We start from the raw sequence: 24,564 nt of genomic DNA, 5'->3' as shown, positions 1-24,564 counted from the left end.
TAATCAGCCGCGGAACGATGCGCCGACCGTAAGGCGCGATCTGGGCCTGGATCATATACAAGCCAGGCACCGTTGAAAAGCGATTTTTCGGGCGGCGCCAGCCGCTCGAGCCAGTGGACGACTCGTGTCTCGGTACCCGCTGCGAGTCGCGGCTGGCTGCCGACATTGGCCGTGGGGATCGGCCCCGGTTCCTCGGCGGGCAGTGCGGCGGCCTTGGCCGCGCCCAGGCGCGCCGTCCTCCGCGACGAAGGCCCCGCAGCCGCTCGCGTTGACCAGGATCGCCTCGGCGACTGGCGGTAGTCGCAACAGCGCCGCTCGGGAGGTTGCGCACGCCGGGCTGGACGCGGCCGTGCGGGCCCGCGGATCGACCCCGTGGATGCGGGTGAAGCACGTCAGGCTCAGCAGGACCCCAGGGGAAGGCGACCGCAATCCCCCGGCCCCGGGGTTGAAAAGGGCGCCTCGCCCTCAGAGTGTCTCCAAGAGGCCTTGGCAGGCGACGCAACGGCAGGCGCCTGGCACGGACACGCGGCGGGCCGCCGGGATCGGCCGGCCGCAGTCGATGCAATGATCCCGGCCGACGCCCGGTCTCGTGCTGCGGCGGATCCGTTCGATTCGCAGTGCCGTCTCCTGCTCGATATGTGCCTGCGCCATGTCGACGATGTCCGATAAACGCTCCATCCCATCCCCGCTCGGTCGGTTTGCGAATGCGGACAGTGTGCCCGCCGGCTGTTGCGAATCCGTGACGCGGCGCGGGAACTCCCCGGAGGCGGTCACACTCGGAACACACTCGTCGACTATATTGATCCCTTGAAGCCCGCTACAGGAGGAGTCGTCCATGGCCAGACCCGCCGCCGAACTCACGCCCACGACAGGTCCGCTGACGCAGGAGGCCCTCGCCAGGATCGACGCCTACTGGCGTGCCTGCAACTACCTCGCCGCCGGCATGATCTATCTCCAGGACAACCCGCTGCTGCGCGAGCCGCTGAAGGCCGAGCACGTGAAGAACCGCCTCCTCGGCCACTGGGGGGCGAGCCCCGGCCTGTCCTTCATGTACGTCCATCTGAATCGGCTGATCCTCGAGCAGGACCTCGAGGCCATCTTCCTCGCCGGCCCGGGCCACGGCGCGCCGGGCGTGCTGGCCCCCGTCTATCTCGAGGGCACCTACTCGGAGGTCTATCCGGACAAGAGCGAGGATGAAGAGGGGCTGCGCGGCTTCTTCAAGCAGTTCTCGTTCCCCGGCGGCATCGGCAGCCACTGCACGCCCGAGACCCCCGGCTCGATCCACGAGGGCGGCGAGCTCGGCTACTCGATCTCGCACGCCTTCGGCGCGGCCTTCGACAACCCGGACCTGGTAGTCGCGGTCGCGGTCGGCGACGGCGAGGCCGAGACCGGCCCGCTGGCGACCTCCTGGCACTCGAACAAGTTCCTGAATCCGATCCGCGATGGGGCCGTGCTGCCGATCCTTCACCTGAACGGCTACAAGATCAACAACCCGACCCTGCTCGCGCGCATCCCGGGCGAGGAGCTCGCGAGCCTGTTCCGCGGCTATGGCTGGACGCCTCACTTCGTCGAGGGCGACGACCCGGCGACGATGCACCAGCAGATGGCCGCGACCCTCGACCGCTGCCTCGCCGAGATCCGCGCGATCCAGGGCGAGGCGCGCCGCTCCGGGCAGGCGACCCGCGCCCACTGGCCGATGATCGTGCTGCGCACGCCCAAGGGCTGGACCGGCCCCGAATCGGTCGACGGCCGCAAGGTCGAGGGCTCCTGGCGCGCCCATCAGGTGCCGCTCGCCGGGATCCACGGCAATCCGAGCCATTTGAGGCAGCTCGAGGCCTGGCTGCGCAGCTATCGGCCCGAGGAACTCTTCGACGAGACCGGCCGGCTGATGCCCGAGCTCAAGGCGATCGCCCCGCGCGGCCCGCGGCGCATGAGCGCCAGCCCGCATGCCAACGGCGGCCTGGTGCGGCGTGCGCTACGGATGCCGGACTTCCGCCACTACGCGCAGGAGGTGCCGAAGCCGGCGCAGTTGACGGCGATGAACACCAAGCCGCTCGGGGCGCTGCTGCGCGACGTCATGGCCCGCAACGCCGACAACTTCCGCGTCTTCGGCCCCGATGAGAACACCTCGAACAAGCTCGATGCCATCTACGAGGTCAGCAAGAAGCTGTGGCTCGCCGACTACCGGCCCGAGGATGCCGACGGCGGCGAGCTCGCCCCCGACGGGCGGGTCATGGAGATGCTCTCCGAGCACACGCTGGAGGGCTGGTTCGAGGGCTATGTGCTGACCGGCCGCCACGGCTTCTTCGCGACCTATGAGGCCTTCGTCCACGTCATCGATTCGATGTACAACCAGCACGCGAAGTGGCTCGCGATCAGCGAGGAGATCCCGTGGCGCGCGCCGATCTCCTCGATCAACCTGCTGATCACCTCGACCGTCTGGCGCCAGGACCACAACGGCTTCACCCACCAGGACCCGGGCTTCCTCGACGTGGTCGTCAACAAGAACCCCGAGGTCACCCGGATCTACCTGCCGCCGGACGTCAACTGCCTCCTCTCGACGGTCGACCACTGCCTGCGCAGCCACGACGACATCAACGTCATCGTCTGCGACAAGCAGAACCACTTGCAGTATCTCGACATGGACGCGGCCATCAAGCACTGCACCAAGGGCCTCGGGATTTGGGACTGGGCGAGCAACGACCAGGGCGCCGAACCCGACGTCGTCATGGCCGGGTGCGGCGACATCCCGACCAAGGAGGCGCTGGCCGCGACGGCGCTGTTGCGCGAGCACTTCCCGGATCTGAAGATCCGCTTCATCAACGTCGTCGACCTGTTCCGGATGACGCCCGACACCGAGCACCCGCACGGCCTCTCGGACCGCGACTTCGACAGCCTCTTCACGCGCGACCGGCCGATCATCTTCAACTTCCACGGCTATCCCTGGTTGATCCACCGGCTCGCCTACCGGCGCACCAACCACAAGAACCTGCACGTGCGGGGCTACAAGGAGAAGGGCAACATCAACACGCCGCTGGAGCTTGCGATCAACAACGAGATCGACCGCTTCAGCCTGGCCATCGACGTGATCAACCGTGTCCCGCGCCTCCAGGTGGCCGGGGCCCACGTCAAGGAGTGCCTGCGGGATCGGCAGATCGAGTGCCGGCAGTACGCCTACAGCTACGGCATCGACAAGCCCGAGGTCGCCGATTGGACCTGGCCCCACTGAGACGGGACCTTCACGCCCGGGCGGCGTGCGCGCCCGGGCGCACGAGAGCGCGCACGCGAGGGGGGAGGGGGAACGCGCATGACCGCCACGAATCGTCCCGGCTCGACGGTCGCCGACGGCGACCACATCCGCACCGGCCTGTCGAAGGAGCAGCTGAAGCAGGCCTACGTCGACAACCTGTTCTACCTGCTAGGGCGCTTCCTCGAGGTCGCCACCCCGCATGACCGCTACATGGCCGCCGCCTACACGGTGCGCGACCGCCTGCTCGATCGCTGGATCAAGACCGCGCGCACCTACAAGGCCACGCAGGCGCGCACCGTCTGTTACCTGTCGGCCGAGTTCCTGCTTGGGCCCCACCTGGCCAACAACCTGATCAATCTCGGCATCATGGAGGTCGCGCGCGAGGCCGGCGACGAGCTCGGCCTCGATTTCGAGGAGATCCTCGAACAGGAGGAGGAGCCGGGGCTCGGCAACGGCGGCCTGGGGCGGCTCGCGGCCTGCTATCTGGACTCGCTCGCGACGCTGCAGATCCCGGCGATCGGCTACGGCATCCGCTACGAGTTCGGCATCTTCGATCAGCTGATCGAGGACGGCTGGCAGGTCGAGAAGAGCGACGTCTGGCTGCGCGACGGCAACCCCTGGGAGCTGCCGCGCCCGAAGCTGCGCTTCCCGGTGCGCTTCGGCGGTCACACCGAGACCTACCACGACGACGGTCGGTTGCGCGTGCGGTGGGTCCCGGATCTGGTCGTCGAGGGCCGCGCCTACGACACCCCGATCCTCGGGCATGGCGTCAGCAACGCCAACCTGCTGCGGCTCTGGTCGGCCCACGCGCCCGAGTCGTTCGACTTCCAGGCGTTCAATACGGGCGACTACTATGGCGCCGTGCACGCCAAGGTCGAGGCCGAGACCATCTCGAAGGTGCTCTATCCGAACGACGAGCCACAGGCCGGCAAGGAGCTGCGCCTCAAGCAGCAGTACTTCTTCGTCTCCTGTTCGCTCCAGGACATGGTCCGCCTCCAGCTCAACGCGACCGCGACGCTCGCGGGCTTCCACGAGAAGTTCGTCGTCCAGCTCAACGACACCCACCCGGCCATCGCGGTCGCCGAGCTGATGCGCCTGCTCCTCGACGAGCAGCGGATGGACTGGGAACCGGCCTGGGAGATCACCCGCCGGACCTTCGCCTTCACCAACCACACGCTCCTGCCCGAGGCCCTGGAGACCTGGACCGTGTCCCTCTTCGGGCGTCTGCTACCCAGGCCCTTGGAGATCGTCTACGAGATCAATCGCCGCTTCCTCGACGAGGCGCGGGTGCGCTTCCTCGGCGATGAGGCGCGCATCGCGCGCCTGTCGCTGATCGACGAAGGTCACGGCCGGCGCATCCGCATGGCCCACCTGGCGACGGTCGGCAGCTTCGCCGTCAACGGCGTCGCCGAGATGCACTCGGCACTCGTCAAGTCGACGATCCTGAAGGATTTCCATGAGATGTGGCCGGAGCGCTTCCACAATGTGACCAACGGCGTCACGCCACGGCGCTTCCTCCTCGTCAGCAACCCGCGCCTCGCACGGCTGCTGACCGACTGCTGCGGCGACGATCGCTGGGTGCGCGACATGGGGCGGCTGCGGGTCCTCGAGCCGCTCGCCGACGATGCCGGCTTCCACGAGGACTGGCGGCGGATCAAGACCGCCGCCAAGCGCGACCTGGCCGACTGGCTGCGCCGCCAGGTCGGGGTCGGCATCGACCCAGAGAGCCTGTTCGATGTGCAGGCCAAACGGATTCACGAGTACAAGCGTCAGCACCTCAACGTCCTGCACATCATCACCCTCTACGAGCGCCTGAAGGCCGAGCCGAACCTGAGCATCGCCCCGCGGACCTTCGTCTTCGGCGGCAAGGCCGCCCCCGGCTACCTGATGGCCAAGCTGATCATCAAGCTGATCAACTCGGTCGCCGAGGTGATCGACCAGGATCCGCAGATCAACGACCGCCTGCGGGTCGTCTTCATGCCCGACTTCAACGTCAAGAACGCCCAGCGCCTCTATCCGGCGGCGGACCTCTCCGAGCAGATCTCGATGGCGGGCAAGGAGGCCTCGGGTACCGGCAACATGAAGTTCTCGATGAACGGCGCGCTGACGATCGGCACGCTCGACGGCGCCAACGTCGAGATCCGCGCCGAGGTCGGCGACGAGAACTTCTTCCTGTTCGGCCACACGGCCGAGCAGCTCCAGCGCCTCCAGGCCGAGGGCTATCGACCCTGGGAGGTCGGCAATACGCACCTGGAGCTGCGCTCGGCCATCGACCTGATCGCCTCCGGGTTCTTCTCCCACGGCGACAAGGCGCTCTTTCGGCCGCTCGTCGAGAACCTCCTCTATCAAGACCCCTTCATGGTCCTGGCCGACTACGAGCCCTACCTGGGTCGCCAGACCGAGGTCGGCCACGCCTGGAGCGACCCCAAGCACTGGAACCGGATGTCCATCCTCAATGTCGCGCGGATGGGCAAGTTCTCATCCGACCGCTCGATCCGCGACTACTGCGAGCGGATCTGGCAGGTCCGGCCGGTGCCGGCGCAGCTCTGACGCTGCACCTCCAGTCGATCTGAGGCCGATTCCAATGGGTGACGGTGACGAAGCAGGGGGCTCGTCACCAGGGAGACGCGGAAAGGGCAGGCTCTTGCTCGCGTGCGCTCATCTCGGTGACGCGGCCCCCGCCGCCGGGCGGATAGTCGGCCGCGCTGATCTGTCCGGCCAGGGACTCGACGATGTAATCGGCCAGGGCCTGCCGGTAGCCGACCTCGAGGTTCACGAAGGCGGCGTCGCGATACGGGTAGCCATCGCCGCCTCGGGCCAGGAAGTCGATCGTCGCGATAGTGAGCGGCGCCCCGGGTTGGACGACACCGTCGATGACGAACGGCTCGCCACCATCGAGCGTCACCTGACGCACCCGGGTGCCGGCGACCAAGACCCGGCCGGCGTCATCGAGCACCTGGGGGATGCCGTTCGGATCCCAGGCGAAGCGAAAGCCGGCGATCTGCGCGAAGGCGCCATCGGCGCCCGCGACGTTGGCCACGGCCTTCTCCAGGATCTCCTTGAATTGCGCGCGGGGGATGTCGGGGACGATCGTGACGAAGTTCGCGAAGGGCAGGATGTCGAAGGTGGTCAGCTCGGTGAGCTCGCCGGCCGGGATGACGCTGTTGTTGCGGATCCCACCACCGTTCAGCAGGGCGACGTCGGGCGGCGGGGCAGCGCGGGCCTCGGCCAGTTCGCGGGCCTGCCAGAGCAGGGCGTCGGCGATCAGGTCGCCGAGGTTGGTCTCGCGGATGCGGATGTTCGGCCGGCTGCCGTCCAGGGCGACCTCGCTGGTCGCGAGGACCTGCTCGGCGAGTCGATCGAGCGCGGCCTGCACCGGCCGGGTCACGCGCGCCAGAACCTGCGGATCGGGCGCGACGGCATCGGGGGCGTTGCCGCCGGCCACCCGCACCGGGCCGCTGCCGGGGGCGATCGCGACGATCCGGCCCGCGCGATCGAAGCCGACCTCGAGGCGCCCGACATACTTGTAATCGCCCGCGGTCGTCACGACCGGCACCCGCTGGCCATCGGCATCGACGGCGAACAGCGGGTAGGGCAGGGCGGGGACGCGCTCATCGCCCGGCACCAGCCGGTCGCCCGCGTTGGCCAGCAACTCGTGGCCGCCGCCGGCGATCGCGACGTCGATGCCGCGCAGTTCGGCGAGGAGCGCCATCTCCTCGGTGATGCCCTGCAAGTGGCTGATGAGGATCACCTTGTCGACGTCGCGGTGGCGCAGCCTGGCCAGCTCACGCGCGACGGCCGGTGCGACCTCGTTGACGAGGATGTTCCGCGGATTGGAGATCGCGGGCAGGGTCGGCGTCGTCGCGCCGATGACGCCGATGCGGCGGCAGCCGGCGAAGACGACGGTGCTTGCCACGATCCTGCCGTCCGCGGCCAGGGCCGCAAGGCGCGGTTCGGCGCTGACATCCAGGTTGGCGGCCAGGAACTCGACCGGTCGTTCGAAGCCGGCGATGAAATCGGCGAGGACGTCGGGGCCGAAGTCCAGTTCGTGGTTGCCGATCGCGACGGCATCGTAGCCGATCAGGTCCAGGCCGATGGCGTCGTAGAACGGCTTGCCGTCCGGGCGCCTGAGGCTCGCGTGGAATTCGGGGCCGGTGAGGAAGTTGTCGCCGGAGGACAGCACCACTGCGGCGCGTCGATCGCGGCGGTTCAGACAGGGTTGCCGGACACCGGCGGTCGCCTGCGCCCGCAGCTCATCGACGAGGGTCCGGAACCGCGCGATGCCGCCGAATGCCTCGTGGCCCGGGGCCTGGAGCAGTTGCGACTCGCCATCGTTGCTGTGCAGGATCGTCAGCCACAGATCCACATGCGGCGGCCGGGCCTCGACCGGCGTCGCGGCCGCGAACGCGAGCACGATGGCCATCGGAAGGTCGCCGAACAGGACTCGCCAGATCACCTTCGCTGTCATGCCACCGCCTTCCGATTCTAAGGGTCATCGCGGTCACGCCGTCGCCATGAGGGCACCTTGAAAAATTCAAGGTGCCCGCGCGGGGCAAGGATGCCCCGCCATTTTCAGTCGCCTAAGCGACTGAAAATGAAGCGAAGCGGAAATCGCATTTTCGCTTCGCGTCTTGAAAAATTGCCTGGATGGCAATTTTTCAAGGTCCCCATGAAAGCGACACTGCCGTTCGATGACTGTCGAATCCATGGATTATCGCCCCTTCGTCTGCCCGGAAGCGACCCGGCTCAGCGGCCAGGACGGCAGCGAGGCGACCGCATGTCCGTGGCTCGCTGGCGATCCGCAGCCGGCCGCGCCGATCGCCCGCAGGCGGGCTCCCACCCGTGCAGGCAACGCGGGATGATGCCCGCGGACCGACCGATGCGTTGCTTGCCGGAGCGCGGAGCTTCGCGACCGCAGATCGGATCATTTGACGTAACTTCTCAATAAGTCATGGCAGCCTTGGCTGAAGATATCCGTTAGAGTACCCCATGGTTTCCCACAAATCGTCGAGCCATCATGCCCAGCCCGATCAGGCTTCCTGACATCCCCGACGCGGAACGCACGCCGCTGGTCGAGCAGTTGGTGGAGTTGATCGAAGCGCTGGCCGAGACGACCCAACGCCAAGCGGAAACCATCCAGCAGCTGCGCGATGAGATCGCGGTGCTTAAGGGCGAGAAAGGCAAGCCGACCTTCAAGCCGAGCGGGATGGAGGATCAGAGCGATCCTGACAAGAACGAGCAAGGCACGGGCGAGTCAGCGGGCCAGCGGGCCGGCTCGAGCAAGCGGAGCAAAACGCCGGACGTGCCGATTCATGAGGAGTGCGTGATTCCCCCCGCCGAGACGCCACCGTCTGGCTCCCGCTTCAAGGGCTATCGCGACTTCGTGGTCCAGGATCTGAAGATTCAGGCGCACAACACCCGCTATCGCTTGGAGGTGTGGCAAACCCCGGACGGGGAATGGTTGCGCGGGGAGCTGCCAGCGACCTTGCAAGGCGGGCACTTCGGCCCGAGCCTGCGTGCCTACCTGCTCTACCAGCACCATCACTGTCACGTTACCCAGCCGTTGTTGCGCGAGCAGCTCCTCGAATGGGGTATCGACCTGTCGGTAGGGCAGATCGACGCCCTGCTCAGCGGACACAACGAACCCTTCTTTGCCGAAAAGGACCAGTTGCTGGAGGTGGGCCTGGAAGTCAGCTCCTTCATCACGGTCGATGACTCGGGGGCGCGCCACCAGGGGCGCAACGGCTACGTCACGCAGATCGGCAACGATTTCTTTGCCTGGTTCTCCAGCACCGAGAGCAAAAGCCGGATCAATTTCCTTCAGCTCCTGCAAGCGGGCGAGCCCGTCTATTGCCTTCATGACGAGGCACTGACGTACTGGCGCGAGCAGGATCTGCCGCAGGCACTGCGCCACGCGCTCGCGGCCTCGCCCATCCTGGAGATCGCGACCACCGCGGCGTGGGAGGAACACCTCAAGGCCCTTGGGATCACCAAGGAACGCCATCGGCGCATCGCCACCGAGGGCGCCTTGCTCGGTGGACTGCTGGCGAAAGGCCTCTCGCGCGAGCTGGTCATTGTCAGCGATGGCGCCGGACAGTTCGCCATTCTGCTCCATGCCCTCTGTTGGGTGCACGCCGAACGCCTGATTCACACACTCATCCCGCTCAATGAGCGCCAACGCCTGGATCAGGAACGCGTCCGCGACGAGATCTGGACCTTGTATGCCGATCTCAAGGCCTACCAACGCGCCCCCGATCCCGCCGCCGTCGCCGATCTGCGCGCACGCTTCGAGGCCATCTTCAGCCAGAAGACCTCCTTCGCGACCCTCAATCAGACCCTCAAGCGCCTGAAGACCCATCAGAGCGAGCTGCTGCTGGTGCTCCTGCGCCCGGACATCCCGCTGCACACCAACGGCAGCGAGAACGACATCCGCGGTTACGTCAAATGGCGCAAGATCAGCGGCGGGACGCGCAGCGAGCTGGGGCGCCGCTGTCGCGACACCTTTGCCAGCCTCAAGAAGACCTGCCGCAAGCTCGGGATCTCGTTCTGGGATTATCTCAATGACCGCATCGGACAGGTCGGAGACATTCCCCCTTTGCCGGAGATCGTGCGCGAACGGATCTTGGCGGCACAGACTGTGCCGTGAGTTATTGAGAAGTTACCATTTGACGCTATAAGCTACTGTTATTGCACTTTAAACGCTGACGCGCGGATGAACTGCGTGGGCCTCCAGTCGATCGGGATACCCGTCGCCGCAGCGTCGCCAATCTTTGGGAGATCGCCATGACCCAACTCTGTGTCGAATTGCCAGACGCGGTCCATTCCGTGCTGCATTGCGCACCGGCAGATGTGGACCGCGAGCTGCGGCTGGCCGCCGCAGTCCAGTGGTACCAGCAAGGCCGCATCTCCCAGGAGTGGGCGGCCGAGATCGCCGGCCTGGATCGCACGGAGTTCCTGCTGGCCCTGGCCCGGCTGGGCAAGGACTCGTTCCTGGTGGATTTCGAGGACCTGGACCGCGAGCTGTCGCGTGGCTGAGCGGGCCGTCATCAACTGGTCGGCGATGCGCCGAGCGGCTTGGCCTTGTGGTGCGCGGCACCCTTGGGATCGTGTTGGCCGCCAAGCGTCCCGGCTTGATCGCGGCCGCCCGTCCCGTGATGGCGGACCTGACGGCGGCCGGGCTGTACCTTTCGGAGCGGGTCCTCGACGAGGCCCTGCGGCGGGTTGGGGAATAGTCGCAAGGGAGAAGCGTGGACAACCGCGACGCGACCGCGTGCCCGGATAGGTCCCGCTCGTCGGCGATCCGCAGCCGGCCGCGCCGATTGCTCGCAAGCGGGCTCCCACCCGGGCGGGCAACGCGGGTGACGCCTGTGGACCGGCCGATCTTGGGCTGGAAATACCCCCTGGTGTGTGCGATACAGGGCCATCGCGTGCGTCTGGCGAGGGCCAGGGCCGGACGATGGGAGAGGACAGGAGGGCTGGGGGCGATGAGCGACAAGGCAGAAAAGATTCAGGAACTCATCTTGCGACGAGGAAAACCCCATCGGCGCGACCGGGCAGATGCGCACCTGGTATACGACCAAGCCGACCTTCCCGGCGATCAAGTCGCACATCAGCCATGTCGTCGGCGATTCCGCCTGGGAGGGCCACACGGCGAACATCTGCGAACGGCGCGACGAGGTGCTGGCCTACGCCAAGAACGACCATCTCGGCTTCCAGATTCAGTATCTCTGGGGCGGATCGCGGAGGCGCTTCCTGCCGGACTTTCTGATCCGGCTACGCAACGGAAGGGTCCTCGCGCTCGAGATCAAGGGCGAGGACAGCCCGCAGAACCGGGCCAAGCGCGATGCGCTCGCCGAATGGGTGGCGGCGGTCAACCAGAGCGGTGGATTCGGCCAGTGGTGCTGGGATGTCGCCTTCGCTCCCCACGACATCGACGACATCATCACAAGGCACGCCGCTGCCTAGTGAAAGACTGCGGAATTCCCGAGACCGCGCGTCGCTGCCTGCAATCCCCGCGTGGCGCGTGGTAGGAGCCCGCATCATAGGGCGACATGAAAGCGGCCTCGGTATTTCTGGAGCGGGGCACTAGGGATCCATCGTGCCGCGCCCGCCTTCGGGCCTGTTTGACGGGTTGCGCGAGAGCTTCGGCCGCCAGAATGGAAGCAAGGCGCCCAGAGTCGATGGGGTAAGGCAAGAGGACTATGCCAAAGGCGCGGAGCCACGTCAGGTCCCACAGCGCTACGGCGTCCGAACTATAATGCAGTGCATTACCGCAAATAGAGGTTCTGCGACATGGGGATGACCAGTGTCCGGATGCCGGACGATCTGCTACAGCGACTCGACTCCATGGCGACACGCCTCCGCCGCTCCAAGGGCTGGATCATCAACGACGCCGTGCGCGAGTACCTGGAGCGCGAAGATCTCCGGCAGCGTCGCGACGAGGAAACACGGGAGGCCCTGGCCGAGCTGGATGCCGGGCAAGTCGTGGATGGCGAGGAGGTGCTCGCCTGGATCGACAGTTGGGGCTCGGACAAAGAGCTTGAGCCGCCGCGTTGAAGCGCCTCCAGTTCACGGCGAACGCCACGCGGGATCTGCGGCGCTTGCGCGATCTTATTGCCGAGCACGACCCGGCGGCAGCCGCCCGCGTCAGCAAGCGCCTGGGTCGCACAATCCGCTTGCTTCGAGACCAGCCTGCGCTGGGGAAGGAGGTCGAGGAACTGCCCGATGTACCCACGGCGGATCTGTTCTGAGTAACCCGACAGCGGCCTAGCCAGGAGCCGCGTTGCCGGCTGTCGGGTTACGCCCCGAAGGGCTAACCCGACCTACGGCTCCGCCAGCGTTGCCTGGGCCGATGGCACGGCCCGTAGGTCGGGTTAGGCGCGCCGGCACGGCGGTCCAGGAAAACAAAGGATTGCGCGCGCCGTAACCCGACAGCGGCCTTTTAGGCGCGTCCCTTGCGTACCATCAGCCCCTCGATGCGCTGGCGGATGTCGCGCAGGCTCAGGCGCCGGATCGGCTGGCGGCTGGCGATGCGTGCTGCATCGGCGGCGTCGAGGCGTTCCTTGACGATGCGCGCGAAGCGCTCGGCGAGCTCGGGGCGGGCGGCGAGGAGGGTGCGCACGCAGTCCAGATCGATGCGGATCAGCGTCACGTCGCTCTGCGCGCGCATCTCGAGGAATGAGGGGTCTGTCGTCAGCATCGAGGTGATGCCGAAGTAGTCGCCGAGACCAAGGACCTCGGTCACCTTGCGGGTGCCGTCGGGCAGCCGGATCGCGGCCTCGACGAGGCCGCCGGCGATCACATAGAAGGCGTCGCTCAGTGCCCCTTCGGCAAGGATCACGTGGCCGCTGTCGTAATAGCAGTAGGCGCCGCGTGCCGCCAGCTCCTCGAGCTCTCCCTCGGTCAGCAGGCCGCCCACGTCGAGGGACTTGAGGGCCAGGAAGATGGTTGGCGGTTCGGCGCGCACCGCATCGGCGCGCCGCATACGCAGCTCGTGCACCTCCGGCGCCAGCGAGATCCCGGCCCGTTGCAGCGCCCAATGGATCTCCCGGTAGAGCTCCTCGCGGCCCCGGAACATCGCCGGATAGTTCTTCAGATGCACCCAGACCATGTAGCTGTAGGGGACCGAACCCGCGTCGGCGAGCCGCACCACCGGATGCGGCATCTTCAGGACACTCTCGCAGCGCAGCGCGGCGTCGAGGATCAGGGCCGTCGCGAAGCGCGGGTCCACCTCGGCCGGGACCTTGACGAAGTACCAGGGCGCGAAGAGGTGGCGATCGTCGTGCAGGTTCTTCAGCGGCTGGCCGGCCATCTGCGAGTTCGGGATCACGTGGGTCGAGTTGTCCCAGCCGCGCAGCCAGGTGGCCCGCCAGTTGAGATCGATCACCTGGCCGACGGTGCCGTCGCGCAGCTCGATCCAGTCGCCGAGCTTGAAGGGCCGCTCGATGCCGAGCGCGATGCCGGAGAAGAGATCGCCGAGCGTGCGTTGCAGGGCCAGACCCAGGACCGCCGCGGCGACGCCGGTCGAGACCCAGATCCCGGTGAACGAATAACCCTGAAGCCACAGGAGCAACCCGAGGCCGAAGAGCATCAGGGCGACATAGATCAGGCCGACGACGAGTTTCGGCACCCGTTCCGAGAGCTCGTCGTCGGCACGCGCGAGCAGCAGCGCCTCGATCAGCCGTGCGAGCAGCCAGCCGGTGATGAGATAGCCGACGACGAGGGTGGCCGTCCGGACGGTCCCGCCATCGACTCCGGCGAACCCGAGCTGTGCGACGGCGACGCTGGCCAGCGCACCGACGAGGGCGACCAAAGCCGGCACCAACAGCAGATCGGCGAATGCGATCAACCGCGGAAAGCGCCGAGCGAGCGCGCGCCCCTGAACAGGGTGGCCACCGAGGCGCCACAGGAGGAAGAGCAGCGAGACGGCGAGGAAGATCGGCCAGTGCCGGGTTGTCAGGTCTTCGAGAAGGTTCATCACGAGCGACGCGTCGAGGACGGCGGGCGACCGGCAGGCGTGGCGGCCGTGGATGCCAGCGATTCTACGTGACGGACCGGGATCTGTCCGGCCCGTTGCCCGGACGCACGATGACAACCTCGGTGTCGGTGAAGCGGTAGTACAGCGCGTAGTCGCGATGGAAGTGGACGCGCAGGCATTCGGCCAGTTGGTCCCGCCGCGGACCGATCTCCGGATGGTCTTGGACGGTCTCGAAGCGTGCCTGGATCTCACGGACCAGCTTCGATGCCGCTGTGCGATTGTCGGCGGCAATGAAGCTCCAGATCTCGATCAGGTCCTGCTCGGCGCTCTCGGTCAATCGGAGCTGTCGGCGCGGCGCGGCAATCGCTCTTCTCCCCGTCGAATGATCCGCTCGGCGTCGAAGTCGCGCACGCGCCCGGCCTCGATGTCGTCGAGACCCTCCTGGACCGCCGCACGCAGGCCGGCAAGCTCTTGCGCTTGCAGTGCGCGCTTGTGGCGCCAGTCGCGCAGGGCCTCGCGGATGATCTCGCTGCTGGAGGCGTACTCGCCCGCCTCGACGGCGTCGCGCACGGTCTGGGCCATCTCGGCGGTGAGGGTGATGGTGATGCGTGCCATGGTGTTCATGAGTATGAACATATCATACTTGTTTCCCGATGCACGCCCTTGGGAAGGGTGATCGGGGCGACGGCTCCACCGTCGGTTGGCTGCCAGACGGTGCGGGCGGCGAAGAAGCGTGGGATGCCGCCGGCGCCGACAGCCGTCCGGATCCATCATGCGCAATTGCGCATAATGTATATTATGTAAAGTCGTCGGGCGATGGCTCAGGGGCCTGGCGACCGCGCGGGCGCCCTGGACATAGGGCGTCCGCGCTGCTCTCGATAGGCCTCCCGATACCAATCGCGATCATGCATTCCCATCGTTCCTTCCCTCCCTTTCACATGATGTGAGAAACAAGAATCTGGCATGCCAACAACCGAGGCTGCGGTTCGTGCCTCATCCCCGCCTATCGGCTTGATCGGTCAGTGCAGCAGTGCCTCGCGTTGGGTCGATTGCAGCAGGCCGACCAGGCTGTTGACGCCGTGGCAGACCGCATCGGTGCGGACCGATTCTTCCCTCGCGTTGCGGATCAGCCCGCCGATGACCCTCTCCGGGTCCTCGATGTGATAGGTGTTCTGCGGTGAATAGGTGTTCTGAATCAGCCATCGGGTGGTCAGGATCAACGCCCGTTCCAGGCGCTCGCAGTCCGGCCGTCCCGTCGCCTCGCAGGCGACGAGCAGTTCGCTCACGACCTCGTTGATCCAGCCGTTGCCACTGGTGGCCCTGGTGTCCGAGAAGCGGCCATAGTTGGCGATGTCGCTCGGGTCCGTCATCTGCAGCGGTAGCAGCGCATCCAGGTTCTTGAACGCGACCTCGAGGCTGCCGCTGGCCGGATCGATGCGGCTGTAGTCGAGCAAGGCCATCGCGAGCCAGCTGGTGGAGATGGACTCGACCTTGCGCCGATACTGGTCGCGCAGCAGAGGACCCTGTTCTTCGACCATGCCGAGGAGCTTGCCGGCGAGCCGGCGCGCGCCGTCGAGGTGACGTGGCGCCTCGCTGATCGCGTAGAGCCTGGAGAGCCCGGTGAGGACCTGGCAGTTGTAGAAGAGCGAGAAGGCCTCGTTGGTGTCCCAGGCGCCGCGGCGCCAGGCGACGTCGACAGGGAAGCCGCCGTCGGGTGTTTGCAGCGACAGCAACCAGTCCCCGGCGGCGATGGCCGCCTGCAAATAACGGGGGTCCTGGTCTCCCTCGTAGAGCGCGGCCAGCGTCATGATGACCTTGGCCGTGGTGCCGACCGGGAACCGCCGCTCCTTCTCGCTGGTGGTCAGATTATAGGAATAGTGGAAGGCGCCCCGGTAGGGTTCATCCTGCTTCTGCATCGACAGGATGAAATCGGCGATCGGCTCGATGTTCGCCTCCACCCTCGGGTCGACCTCGAGGGTGTTCACGCGCAGCAGCGAGTAGAGGCTCGAGGAGCTGTAGATGGTGCGTAGCCGGTCGTCGAAGCCGCCGCGCGCGACATCGTACTTCTTGGAAAAACCATGCAGTTCTGGGTGCATGATCCGCAGGAGATAGTCCTTGTTGGCCTCGACCGCCCGTCGGACATCGCGGCGCGTCAGCGTGCGCAGCGGGACCAGGTCCCCGACGAGTTCAAGTCCCCTGCCCTCGAATTCGATGATCGAATGCAGATCGCCACCGTCGGGCCGCAGCGTAATCAGGAGACGGGCCTGCTCCGACAAGGGCGACTTGGGGGTCGCCCCCAGCGCCTGTGTGACGGCATCGCAGAGGGCGGCGTCGAGCCCCATCGCAGCCGCCGAGCCTTCGTGGGTCCGCACGCCGTCGGCGTAGACGGCCACGCTGGCCTCCCAGGGTCCGGCCTGTCCGAGCGAGGGTTCGTCCTCCTCCACGTGGTCCCCTCTTCGACCTGCCGCACAAGCCCGGGCCACTTGCACGACCTCGGTTCGAAAGGCGTCGTTGGAGTACGCGCCGCCCCCGGAGGGATCGACTGCGTCGTTCGCTGCCGGCGCGAGGGCGGTGTAGGACAGCGCAGCGAGCGCGAGCGCTGCCACGAAACCCGGGATGATTGTCTGTTGGCTCATGTTGGCTGCTCGGATTGAGAGGACGTCAGACGGTTGGACGGCGGACCATCGAGACGGGCGGCGAGACCCGACCGGTGGCCCCGCCTGACTCTGCCCATCCTATCGCACTCCCGGCGACTTGGGCGCCTGCCGTTCAGCCGCTGTTAAGCCGGGTTGCTGTCTCATCGGTCCCGTATCGGCCACAACGGGCCGTTGAATGGGAGATGCAAGACCATGAAACCGCAGACACTCGCACTGGCCGCTATCCTCTCGGTCGCCCTGGTGGGATGCGGTACGACGACCGCGTCGAGGACCGGAACGGGGGCGGCCGCCGGCGCCGCCACAGGGGCGCTCATCGGTTCGATGAGCGGCCACGCCGGCGAGGGCGCCCTGATCGGCGCCGGCGCCGGTGCCGTTGGGGGCTATCTCTACGATCAGAACGAGAAGCGCAAGCAGTACTACTATGGAGGTTACTACTGACCATGACCACCGGAGCGGTCGCGGCCGAGCATCGCCTCCGTGCCGCGAGCGGCGCCGGATCAGGTCGCGCGCGGGGCCGTCGTCCGGGATCCGGACAACGGCCCCGACGCGAGGACGCGGGTGCCCCGATCGGGTTCTTCAACGTTATTGCGCCGGGTTTGCGCCTTGCCGCGAGATGCACGACGCCCCATGTGTTGACAGACACGCACATCGACGCCGCACGGAGACTGCCATGACTGTCACGGGTCGCCCTCGCACAATGACTGCATCGTTGGTGTTATCGGCCTGGTTGCTCGCCGCGTTCGCCGGCGCGGCATCCGCTGACTGGTCGCTCGATCCCGAGCGCTCACATCTCGCCTTCGTCTCGATCAAGGCCAAGGATACGGCTGAGGTCAATACGTTCAAGGAGATGTCTGGTACCGTCGATGAGGAGGGGCGAGTCGAGATCGCACTGCGGCTCGACAGCGTCGAGACCCTGATCCCGATCCGCAACGAGCGGATGCGCGAGTTGCTCTTCGAGACCGCCGACTATAAGGAGGCGAGGTTGACGGCGAAGATCGACGGCGCGCTCCTCGCCGACATGACACCCGGCGAGATCGCCACCACCGCGGCTGAAGGCATCCTATCGCTGCACGGCGAACGCCAGCCCATGATTCTCACCCTCCAGGTCGCCAAGGTCGCGGACGATACCCTCATGGTCGCGAGCGTCAAGCCGGTGATCGTCGAGGTGGCGAAGTTCGGCCTGACGAGCGGCATCGAGAGGCTGCGGGAGATCGCCGGCCTCGAAAGCATCAGCCATGCGGTGCCGGTCAGTTTCGTCGTCACCTTCGTCGATGCGCCGGCGCCCTAGATCGGTGCCGCCGCTGGCGGCGCCACCGGCACGCCCCGCTCTCCAGGGCTGATCCGTTCTGCGGCCTTATCCGACAGCCGGCAATGCGGCTCAGAACAAGGCCGTCGGGTTACGGCGCGCTCAAGCCCTTCTTGCTCAGCGACCGCCGTGCCGTCGCGCCTCACCCGACCTACGTGGCTCGGTCGGGTCGGCCCCGAGGGGCCTAACCCGACGGCCGACGACGCGGCACCGAACGACGCCGCTGTCGGGTTACGGCGCGCGCCCGGCCTGTTCTTTCGCATCGAAGGCCGTGCCAGCGCGCCTAACCCGACCTACGTGGCTTCATATTCAGTCGTTTACCGTGAAAGATGCAGCCGCCCGTCGGGTTACGGCGCGCGCCGCCCGTGCCTGCTCATCGAAGGCCGTGCCAGCGCGCCTAACTCGACCACGGGCCGTACCACCGGTCCAGGCAACGCCGACGGAGTCCGCCGGTACGCCTCGTCGGCACCCCCCGCGGATCAGAACGGATCCGCCTCGCCCCGGTCTCGGCCGTTCGTTGGCTTACATGGGACGCCTTCTGTAAAATCTCGCGACTCTGAAACAGGCGGTGTTGCCAGACGCCCGCGCCGGCAGGGCGTCGCCGCGGCGCCCTGGTCCAACTTCGGGTCAATCTTGGGAAGCGAGACGATGGGGCGATTAGCGATCATTGGGGGTTCCGGATTCAAGGCGATCAGGGGCATCGAGGGCGCCGTCGCCGGTGCCTCGACGACGCCGTACGGCCCGCCATCGGCCCCCGTCTCGCGTGCCTTGCTCGGCGAGCACGAGGTCCTGTTCCTGCCACGGCACGGTGTCGGACACACGATCCCGCCGCATCGTATCAACTACCGCGCCAACCTCTGGGCGCTGCGCGAGGCCGGCGCCTCGCACATCGTCGGACTGGGTGCGGTCGGTGGCATCACCCCCGCCTTCGGCCCTTGCGTCTTGGCCGTTCCCGACCAGCTCATCGACTACACTTACGGTCGGGTCCAGACCTACCACGACAACGACGACGGCGAGGTCGTGCACATCGATTTCTCGGCGCCCTACTGCGCCAGCCTGCGCGAGGATCTGCGGCGCGCCGCCGAGTCGAGCGGGGTCGAAATCGTCGCGCATGCCGTCTACGGCGCGACCCAGGGACCCCGGCTGGAGACGGCGGCCGAGGTGCGGCGCCTGGAGCGCGACGGCTGCGACCTGGTGGGGATGACCGGGATGCCCGAGGCGGCCCTGGCCCGGGAGCTTGGGCTCTGCTACGCGAGCCTGGCCTTCGTCGTCAACTGGGCGGCGGGCAAGGTGGAAGGCGAGATCCAGATGTCCGAAATCGCTGCGAATGTTGCCCTGTGCACGGGGCGCATCGAGCAGATCCTCACAGCATTGACCCCGTCCGGGGCGTAAGGCGCGGGTTCGTCGATCCCGGCCATCGCCCCGGTCTCACGGAGACAACCAAAGATGGCGGAAGCGGAAACATCCTTGGAGACCCCCCGCAAGCGGCAGCTCTGGCCAAAGGCGCTGCTGTGGTTGCTGGTCATCGGCTTCGGCATCTTCTATCTGGATGCGGTCAACGAGCGCGACCCCGACGGGGACGCGATGCGCGGGGTCGATCGTCCCGCCTCGGCGCCTGCGCAAGCCCCGACCGAGCCCACACCGCCGACACCCGAGACAGCAGCTGGGCCTAGGACGGCGGGGCGCGAGGCGCCGGCAGGCCCGATCGAACCGCGCATCGGTGGGGCGCCCGAACCTGGCACACCGCCGGTCGCACTGCGCGAGGCCCCTGCCCCGCAGCCGATCGGCGGCGCGGCAAGCACGGCACCTGACGCCGCGCCCGACCCCAACACGCAGCCCGCATCGCCGACCGATCAGGGACCAACCGCCGCGGCACCACCGGATCGCGACCCGTTGGCGGAGCATCGTGCCCGCGTCCTCGCCGAGTACAGGGCCATGCTCGAGTCCGTAGAGGCCGAGCGTCGCGCCCTTTGGGAGCAGATGAACCAGGTACCGGGCAATCCCGAATGGCCTTATCCCTACCCGCCGCCGGCGCCGTTCGGCCCGCCCGGATACGGCTGGCCGCCTCGCTGACGCGCGCGGGGGCTACGCCCGGCGTCTGATGACAGCCGCCGCTCGGTTCAGGGCGCGGCACCGCGCAGCAGATGCTCGTAGCGCGCCTTGACGGCGATCTGCCGCAGCCGTTCGGCCTCCTCGCGGTCGGCCACCAGGGGCGAGTCCTGCCAGGACGCGCTGGCGTGGTCGTAGACCGAGAAGCGAAAGCCCTTGCCGACCTTGAAGACCCTGGTCACCTGGTTGCCGGCCTGTTCGAGCGCGGCGAGCCGGTCGAGCCCGGCGCCCGACGGTACGGGCCGGTCGCTTCGGCGCTCGTCCGCAACGACCGCTGGCTCGTCGTGGAATTGAAAGCGTGTATTCTGGATCTCACCGGTGGTGTCCGGCTCGACGGCGGCGACCCGCGGCAGGCGGCTCAGGATGTAGCCGGCCATGAGGCGGCCGAGCTTGTCGTTCTCGTTCTCCAGTGCGGTCAGCAGCTTGTCGGCGACGATCTGGCAGCGCTCCAGCCGCGACGGGCTCGGGACCCACTCTCGGCTCATCTGCCAGCCGTCGTCCATGTCGCGGTCGAGCCTGTCGAAATAGTCCGCGGCCTGCGCGAGGAAGGCGTCGGGCACGTTCAGGCTGTAGACGGTGTCGCCAATGATCGCGTTCAGTATCATCCGATCGATCTCCGTTTCTGTGCGCGTGCGCCTCGTGCCCGACCGGGGCGATCGCGACAACCGCGGTTCGGGCTTGGGTGAAGGGCGGCGGGCGGGAATTCAACCCGACCGAGCCGCCCTGCTTCTGCGAGAATGGCCTTTTCGCGAAGAGCACCTGAAGGAGCCATCACGATGACGATCGCGGTCCTACGCCTCTTGAAGGACCAGGAGCGCCGACTGCTTGCCGGTCACTGCTGGATCTACAGCAACGAGGTCGATACCCGGGCGACGCCGCTCAAGGGGCTGGAGCCCGGGCAGACGGTGGCCGTTGTCGGTCACAGCGACCGCTGGCTCGGCTATGCCCATGTCAACCCCCACTCGCTGATCTGTGCCCGCCTGATCAGCCGTGATCGCGCGCGCCCGCCTGGGCCGGCCCTGTGGGCCGAGCGCCTGCGCAGCGCATTGGAACTGCGCGCCCGGCTCTACCAACGGCCATTCTACCGCCTGGTCTTCGGTGAGTCCGATGGCCTGCCCGGCCTCATCGTCGACCGCTACGCTGACCTCCTCGCGGTGCAGCTGACGACGGCCGGCATGGAGCGCGAGCGCGCGGCCATCCTCACCGCCCTGGAGCAGCTCCTGCGACCGACCGCGATCGTGCTGCGCAACGACATCGCCGTGCGAGAGCTCGAGGGCCTGCCGCAGTCGGTCGAGACGGTCCTCGGGACGGCGCCGGAGACGCTCGAGCTGATCGAAACCGGGGCCCATTTCCTCGTCTCTCCGCTCACCGGCCAGAAGACCGGCTGGTTCTACGACCAGGCCGAGAACCGCGCCCGGCTGTCGCGGTTTGGGATCGCCGGGCGGGTCCTCGACGTCTGCAGCTATGTCGGCGCCTGGGGCGTGTCGGCGGCGGTGCGCGGTGCCGAGCGGGTCACCTGCGTCGACAGCTCCGGGCCGGCGCTGGAGCGCCTGATGGAGAATGCCGCGCGCAACGGTGTTGCGGGCCGGATCCGGCCCCTGGCCGGCGATGCCTTCGAGGTCCTGCGCGGGCTACGCGATGGCGCGGAACGCTTCGATCTGGTCATCCTGGACCCGCCTGCGTTCGTCAAACGGCGCAAGGACGCCCGCGAGGGTGCGCAGGCCTACCAGCGGCTCAATCGCCTGGGTCTCGAGGTCCTGGAGCCGGGTGGGTTGCTGGTCACCTCGTCCTGTTCCTTCCATATGGATCGCGAGGCATTTCTCGGGGCAGTGCAGCAGGCCGCGCGCCGGGCTGGCCGCACGCTCCAGCTGCTGGAGACCGGCCAGCAGGGGCCGGACCATCCGGTCCATCCGGCGATCGCCGAGACGGCGTACCTGAAGACCTTCTTCCTCCGCGCCCTGTAGCTCGCCTGCGTCGACCGAGGGGCCGCGCAGCGGGGGGCAAGGGCCGCGACAGCCTAGGATCCACCCTCTTTTTTTTGTTCAGCCCCTTGCCTAGAATTCCTCCCAATTCGCTTCAGATCTCGCCGCATCCCTCGCCCTATCCGGTAGCCGACATGTCGTCCCCTGAACCCACATCGGCCGCAAATCGGCGTCACCCGCCCTCGGCGCCCCGCCCTTGGCTGCGGTGGGGCGCCCTCGCCCTCGCCGCCCTGCTGCTGATCCTCGGCGGCTGCACGACCAGGCCGCCCGAGCGACCCCTGGTCGTCGATCAGGTCGTCGTCGAGAAGTCGGCGCGTCGGCTCCAACTCAAGGGCGACGGGAAGGTCCTGCGCGAGTACCGCGTCGCGCTCGGCGGCAACCCGATCGGTCACAAGCAGCGCGAGGGCGACAAGCGCACCCCCGAGGGGGACTACGTGCTCGATTGGCGCAATCCCAACAGCAATTTCTACAAGGCGATCCACATCTCCTATCCGAACGAGCAGGACGTCCTGCTGGCCCGCATGATGGGCGACAACCCGGGCGGCATGATCATGATCCACGGTCACCCCAACTACATCGTCTCGGATGCGGTGCGCCGGGAGTACCTGGGCCGGGATTGGACCGACGGTTGCATCGCCGTCACCAACGACGAGATGGACGAGATCTGGAGGTTGGTGCCGAACGGCACGCCGATCCGGATTCTGCCCTAGTGCAAGACTGCGCTATTCCCGAGACACGGCGGATCCGTTCTGATCCGCCGGCGTCGCCTGTGCCGATGGTACGGCCCGTAGTCGGGTTAGGCGCGCTGGCACGGCGGTCCCGGTAAAACAAAGGATTGCGCGCGCCGTAACCCGGCAGCGGCGTTACTCGGAGCCACGTTGCCACCCGTCGGGTCACGGCGCGCGCGGCCCGTCCTTTCTCAGCGGCCGCCGTGCCGACGCCCCGGCATGCTCGCTGACGCAGCCTAACCCGACATCGAAGACCGAGCTGTAACGCTCGCTTTCGAAACCTTCCTCATCGTGCCAACGCCCCCGGCATTCGCCGCGGTGCCTGCACGACGTCGCCCTGCCCCTCGCACCTGAGCGATTCGTCGCGCCCCGCCGAGCCGGTCGGCGTCACGGCTTCGTCATCAACTCTTAAACCGCCAATCACAGGATCGACAAGGTCGCTCGCTAGAGTGGGCCGCGTCGACGGGCCACGCCCGAGCGCCTGTCGGCAACCGTCCCAGCTCATCGTATCTATAGATCAAGCGAGGCAGTTGTTCGATGAACCTCAGACAGCTTTCCGTCACCCTGCTCGGCGTCGCCCTGCTGGCGGTGACGACCCTGGCGAGCGCCGCACCGAAATACGTCTTCTTCTTCCTCGGCGACGGGATGTCGGCCACCCAGATCCAGGCAACGGAGGCCTATCTGACGACCATCAACGGGGGCGATGCCACCGTGGCCGAGGACCTGCTCCGGCCGGAGAATCGCCTGAACATGTCCAAGATGCCGGTCCTCGGCATGCAGACGACCTACGACGCCTATGCGCTGATGACCGATTCGGCCTCCTCGGCGACGGCCTTCGCCAGTGGTATCAAGACCAAGAGCGGCACCATCGGGATGGATGCCGATCTGACCACCAACTACAAGAGCATCGCCGAGCTGGCCCACGAGAAGGGCATGAAGGTCGGCGTCCTCTCCAGCGTCTCCCTCAACCACGCCACCCCGGCCGCCTATTACGCGAACGTGCCGAGCCGCAACGACTATTACGGTATCGCCGGGATGCTGGCCGATTCGGGTTACGAGTTCTTCGGTGGCGGCGGCCTTCACAGGGCCGATACCGCGCTGTGGGACTATCTGGCGGGTCAGGGCTATACCGTGCTCAACGATCGGGACTCCATCCTGGCGCTGAAGAACCAACCGTTGGACAAGGTCGTCGCGATCAATCCGGAGCTGGATTCGAGTTCCGCGATGCCCTACGCGATCGACAAGCCGCAAGGCAACCTATCGCTCGCGGAGATGACCGAGGTCGCGATCGCCAACCTGTACGGCGGCGACCGTCGCGACCCCGGCTTCTTCATCATGGTCGAAGGCGGCAAGATCGACTGGGCGGGCCATGCCAACGACGCCGTTGCGGTCATCGGCGATGTGCTGGACTTCGACGCCGCAGTCGGCGTCGCGCTGAACTTCCAGGCGCAACACCCGGCCCAGACCCTGGTCGTCGTCACCGGCGACCACGAGACCGGTGGCATGACGATCGGTCATGCGACGACCGCGTACAAGGCCTACTACGAGAAGCTCCTCAACCAAGAGCACAGCTACGAGTACTTCGGGCAGAACGCGTGGGCCGATCACAAGGCGACCTATGCCGCCGGCTACGATTGGGAGAATCCGAACAACCTGGCCTCGAACGCCGACATGGTCGGCCTGCTGGAGTCGGAGTTCGGTCTCGTCTGGGATGCGCTCAACAACTACCAGAAGGAGAAGCTGGAGGACGCCTACGACAAGTCCATGTCCGGCGAGAACGACAACACGACCGCCGAGAACAACCTGCTCTACGGTGGCTACGAGCCGATCGTCGTGACCATCACGCACATCCTGAACGAGAACGCCAGCATCGGCTGGACCTCGTACGCGCACACGGGCGTGCCGGTCCCGCTCTTCGCCAAGGGTCCTGGCGCCGTCGCCTTCGCCGGCTTCTACGACAACACCGACATCGCCAAGCGTCTGGGCAAGGTGATGCGCCTCGGGAACCTGCCGGTCGCCAAATAGCCGTCTGCGCCATCGGTCTCCTGTCCTGTG

Annotated in this window: 22 protein-coding genes; 15 read left to right on the top strand and 7 right to left on the bottom strand. The window is 67.0% G+C overall.

The window, feature by feature from the left end; genetic code table 11:
- Positions 1 to 465 precede the first annotated feature (465 nt).
- A complete protein-coding gene (locus CKO41_RS00200) occupies positions 466 to 651 on the bottom strand; it encodes a TraR/DksA C4-type zinc finger protein (protein ID WP_242463845.1) in 186 nt (61 codons plus the stop codon).
- Positions 652 to 835: 184 nt separating this feature from the next.
- On the opposite strand from CKO41_RS00200, the gene CKO41_RS00195 reads away from it, so the two are divergent.
- Both CKO41_RS00195 and CKO41_RS00190 read left to right on the top strand, forming a co-directional pair.
- On the top strand, positions 836 to 3,229 hold the full coding sequence (locus tag CKO41_RS00195; RefSeq protein WP_200380918.1) for a phosphoketolase family protein: 2,394 nt from the start codon (positions 836 to 838) through the stop codon (positions 3,227 to 3,229).
- A gap of 78 nt (positions 3,230 to 3,307) precedes the next feature.
- The gene (locus tag CKO41_RS00190; protein WP_200248923.1) at positions 3,308 to 5,800 is read left to right on the top strand and encodes a glycogen/starch/alpha-glucan phosphorylase; all 2,493 of its coding nucleotides are present in this window, start codon (positions 3,308 to 3,310) and stop codon (positions 5,798 to 5,800) included.
- 64 nt (positions 5,801 to 5,864) lie between these two features.
- Here the strand turns inward: CKO41_RS00190 and CKO41_RS00185 are convergent, their stop codons facing one another.
- Positions 5,865 to 7,718, bottom strand: coding sequence for a bifunctional metallophosphatase/5'-nucleotidase (locus CKO41_RS00185; protein ID WP_200380917.1), 1,854 nt, complete (start codon positions 7,716 to 7,718; stop codon positions 5,865 to 5,867).
- Between the two features lie 549 nt (positions 7,719 to 8,267).
- Here CKO41_RS00185 and CKO41_RS00180 point away from each other — a divergent pair.
- The 6 genes from CKO41_RS00180 (at position 8,268) to CKO41_RS00155 (ending at position 12,000) form a co-directional block, all read left to right on the top strand.
- On the top strand, positions 8,268 to 9,896 hold the full coding sequence (locus tag CKO41_RS00180; protein WP_200380916.1) for an IS66 family transposase: 1,629 nt from the start codon (positions 8,268 to 8,270) through the stop codon (positions 9,894 to 9,896).
- A 137-nt stretch (positions 9,897 to 10,033) separates the two neighbouring features.
- Entirely contained in the window at positions 10,034 to 10,285 is a 252-nt protein-coding gene (locus CKO41_RS00175) for a UPF0175 family protein (RefSeq protein ID WP_200248928.1), read from the top strand.
- The gene (locus CKO41_RS18880) at positions 10,282 to 10,482 is read left to right on the top strand and encodes a PIN domain-containing protein (protein ID WP_274607529.1); all 201 of its coding nucleotides are present in this window, start codon (positions 10,282 to 10,284) and stop codon (positions 10,480 to 10,482) included. Before CKO41_RS00175 ends, CKO41_RS18880 begins: the two co-directional genes overlap by 4 nt.
- Before the next feature lie 325 nt (positions 10,483 to 10,807).
- Positions 10,808 to 11,215: a hypothetical protein gene (locus CKO41_RS19225; RefSeq protein WP_242463835.1), complete on the top strand. Its 408-nt coding sequence runs from the start codon at positions 10,808 to 10,810 to the stop codon at positions 11,213 to 11,215.
- A 327-nt stretch (positions 11,216 to 11,542) separates the two neighbouring features.
- Positions 11,543 to 11,806 carry a CopG family ribbon-helix-helix protein gene (locus CKO41_RS00160; protein ID WP_200248937.1) on the top strand — a complete coding sequence of 88 codons (264 nt, stop codon included), beginning with the start codon at positions 11,543 to 11,545 and terminating at the stop codon, positions 11,804 to 11,806.
- On the top strand, positions 11,803 to 12,000 hold the full coding sequence (locus CKO41_RS00155; RefSeq protein WP_200380914.1) for a type II toxin-antitoxin system RelE/ParE family toxin: 198 nt from the start codon (positions 11,803 to 11,805) through the stop codon (positions 11,998 to 12,000). The genes CKO41_RS00160 and CKO41_RS00155 overlap by 4 nt, the downstream gene beginning before the upstream one ends.
- Positions 12,001 to 12,191: 191 nt before the next feature.
- Here the strand turns inward: CKO41_RS00155 and CKO41_RS00150 are convergent, their stop codons facing one another.
- The 4 genes from CKO41_RS00150 to CKO41_RS00135 all read right to left on the bottom strand — a co-directional run bounded on the left by CKO41_RS00150 (position 12,192) and on the right by CKO41_RS00135 (position 16,363).
- Complete coding sequence (locus CKO41_RS00150; RefSeq protein ID WP_200380913.1) at positions 12,192 to 13,727, bottom strand: mechanosensitive ion channel family protein; 1,536 nt, start codon at positions 13,725 to 13,727, stop codon at positions 12,192 to 12,194.
- A 64-nt stretch (positions 13,728 to 13,791) separates the two neighbouring features.
- Positions 13,792 to 14,064 (bottom strand): type II toxin-antitoxin system RelE/ParE family toxin, encoded by a 273-nt coding sequence (locus CKO41_RS00145; RefSeq protein ID WP_200380912.1) that lies wholly within the window; start codon positions 14,062 to 14,064, stop codon positions 13,792 to 13,794.
- Positions 14,061 to 14,363 carry a type II toxin-antitoxin system ParD family antitoxin gene (locus CKO41_RS00140; protein ID WP_242463834.1) on the bottom strand — a complete coding sequence of 101 codons (303 nt, stop codon included), beginning with the start codon at positions 14,361 to 14,363 and terminating at the stop codon, positions 14,061 to 14,063. The genes CKO41_RS00145 and CKO41_RS00140 overlap by 4 nt, the downstream gene beginning before the upstream one ends.
- A 383-nt stretch (positions 14,364 to 14,746) precedes the next feature.
- Positions 14,747 to 16,363 (bottom strand): prenyltransferase/squalene oxidase repeat-containing protein, encoded by a 1,617-nt coding sequence (locus CKO41_RS00135; RefSeq protein ID WP_200380911.1) that lies wholly within the window; start codon positions 16,361 to 16,363, stop codon positions 14,747 to 14,749.
- 213 nt (positions 16,364 to 16,576) lie between these two features.
- On the opposite strand from CKO41_RS00135, the gene CKO41_RS00130 reads away from it, so the two are divergent.
- The 4 genes from CKO41_RS00130 to CKO41_RS00115 all read left to right on the top strand — a co-directional run bounded on the left by CKO41_RS00130 (position 16,577) and on the right by CKO41_RS00115 (position 19,763).
- The gene (locus tag CKO41_RS00130) at positions 16,577 to 16,822 is read left to right on the top strand and encodes a YMGG-like glycine zipper-containing protein (protein ID WP_200248950.1); all 246 of its coding nucleotides are present in this window, start codon (positions 16,577 to 16,579) and stop codon (positions 16,820 to 16,822) included.
- 175 nt (positions 16,823 to 16,997) lie between these two features.
- Positions 16,998 to 17,672 (top strand): YceI family protein, encoded by a 675-nt coding sequence (locus CKO41_RS00125; RefSeq protein ID WP_242463833.1) that lies wholly within the window; start codon positions 16,998 to 17,000, stop codon positions 17,670 to 17,672.
- 666 nt (positions 17,673 to 18,338) lie between these two features.
- The gene (locus CKO41_RS00120) at positions 18,339 to 19,082 is read left to right on the top strand and encodes an S-methyl-5'-thioinosine phosphorylase (protein ID WP_200248955.1); all 744 of its coding nucleotides are present in this window, start codon (positions 18,339 to 18,341) and stop codon (positions 19,080 to 19,082) included.
- Between the two features lie 75 nt (positions 19,083 to 19,157).
- Complete coding sequence (locus CKO41_RS00115; protein ID WP_200380909.1) at positions 19,158 to 19,763, top strand: hypothetical protein; 606 nt, start codon at positions 19,158 to 19,160, stop codon at positions 19,761 to 19,763.
- A 47-nt stretch (positions 19,764 to 19,810) separates the two neighbouring features.
- Here the strand turns inward: CKO41_RS00115 and CKO41_RS00110 are convergent, their stop codons facing one another.
- Entirely contained in the window at positions 19,811 to 20,404 is a 594-nt protein-coding gene (locus CKO41_RS00110) for a hypothetical protein (protein WP_200380908.1), read from the bottom strand.
- Positions 20,405 to 20,575: 171 nt separating this feature from the next.
- On the opposite strand from CKO41_RS00110, the gene CKO41_RS00105 reads away from it, so the two are divergent.
- The 3 genes from CKO41_RS00105 to CKO41_RS00095 all read left to right on the top strand — a co-directional run bounded on the left by CKO41_RS00105 (position 20,576) and on the right by CKO41_RS00095 (position 24,534).
- Positions 20,576 to 21,763, top strand: coding sequence for a class I SAM-dependent rRNA methyltransferase (locus CKO41_RS00105; protein WP_200248963.1), 1,188 nt, complete (start codon positions 20,576 to 20,578; stop codon positions 21,761 to 21,763).
- A 152-nt stretch (positions 21,764 to 21,915) separates the two neighbouring features.
- Positions 21,916 to 22,491, top strand: coding sequence for a L,D-transpeptidase family protein (locus CKO41_RS00100; protein ID WP_200248977.1), 576 nt, complete (start codon positions 21,916 to 21,918; stop codon positions 22,489 to 22,491).
- 555 nt (positions 22,492 to 23,046) lie between these two features.
- Complete coding sequence (locus CKO41_RS00095; RefSeq protein ID WP_200380907.1) at positions 23,047 to 24,534, top strand: alkaline phosphatase; 1,488 nt, start codon at positions 23,047 to 23,049, stop codon at positions 24,532 to 24,534.
- The last annotated feature ends 30 nt before the right edge of the window (positions 24,535 to 24,564 follow it).

The sequence above is a fragment of the Thiococcus pfennigii genome, from assembly GCF_016583835.1.
Classification (GTDB): Bacteria; Pseudomonadota; Gammaproteobacteria; order Chromatiales; family Chromatiaceae; genus Thiococcus; species Thiococcus pfennigii.
This window is presented reverse-complemented; position numbering and strand designations above follow the sequence as displayed.

Bases quoted from the DNA above. Each gene is read 5' to 3' on its own strand.
- CKO41_RS00200 (WP_242463845.1), bottom strand. From the start codon at position 651: ATGGCGCAGGCACATATCGAGCAGGAGACGGCACTGCGAATCGAACGG.
- CKO41_RS00195 (WP_200380918.1), top strand. From the start codon at position 836: ATGGCCAGACCCGCCGCCGAACTCACGCCCACGACAGGTCCGCTGACG.
- CKO41_RS00190 (WP_200248923.1), top strand. From the start codon at position 3,308: ATGACCGCCACGAATCGTCCCGGCTCGACGGTCGCCGACGGCGACCAC.
- CKO41_RS00185 (WP_200380917.1), bottom strand. From the start codon at position 7,718: ATGACAGCGAAGGTGATCTGGCGAGTCCTGTTCGGCGACCTTCCGATG.
- CKO41_RS00180 (WP_200380916.1), top strand. From the start codon at position 8,268: ATGCCCAGCCCGATCAGGCTTCCTGACATCCCCGACGCGGAACGCACG.
- CKO41_RS00175 (WP_200248928.1), top strand. From the start codon at position 10,034: ATGACCCAACTCTGTGTCGAATTGCCAGACGCGGTCCATTCCGTGCTG.
- CKO41_RS19225 (WP_242463835.1), top strand. From the start codon at position 10,808: ATGCGCACCTGGTATACGACCAAGCCGACCTTCCCGGCGATCAAGTCG.
- CKO41_RS00160 (WP_200248937.1), top strand. From the start codon at position 11,543: ATGGGGATGACCAGTGTCCGGATGCCGGACGATCTGCTACAGCGACTC.
- CKO41_RS00150 (WP_200380913.1), bottom strand. From the start codon at position 13,727: ATGAACCTTCTCGAAGACCTGACAACCCGGCACTGGCCGATCTTCCTC.
- CKO41_RS00140 (WP_242463834.1), bottom strand. From the start codon at position 14,363: ATGTTCATACTCATGAACACCATGGCACGCATCACCATCACCCTCACC.
- CKO41_RS00135 (WP_200380911.1), bottom strand. From the start codon at position 16,363: ATGAGCCAACAGACAATCATCCCGGGTTTCGTGGCAGCGCTCGCGCTC.
- CKO41_RS00130 (WP_200248950.1), top strand. From the start codon at position 16,577: ATGAAACCGCAGACACTCGCACTGGCCGCTATCCTCTCGGTCGCCCTG.
- CKO41_RS00125 (WP_242463833.1), top strand. From the start codon at position 16,998: ATGCACGACGCCCCATGTGTTGACAGACACGCACATCGACGCCGCACG.
- CKO41_RS00120 (WP_200248955.1), top strand. From the start codon at position 18,339: ATGGGGCGATTAGCGATCATTGGGGGTTCCGGATTCAAGGCGATCAGG.
- CKO41_RS00110 (WP_200380908.1), bottom strand. From the start codon at position 20,404: ATGATACTGAACGCGATCATTGGCGACACCGTCTACAGCCTGAACGTG.
- CKO41_RS00105 (WP_200248963.1), top strand. From the start codon at position 20,576: ATGACGATCGCGGTCCTACGCCTCTTGAAGGACCAGGAGCGCCGACTG.
- CKO41_RS00100 (WP_200248977.1), top strand. From the start codon at position 21,916: ATGTCGTCCCCTGAACCCACATCGGCCGCAAATCGGCGTCACCCGCCC.
- CKO41_RS00095 (WP_200380907.1), top strand. From the start codon at position 23,047: ATGAACCTCAGACAGCTTTCCGTCACCCTGCTCGGCGTCGCCCTGCTG.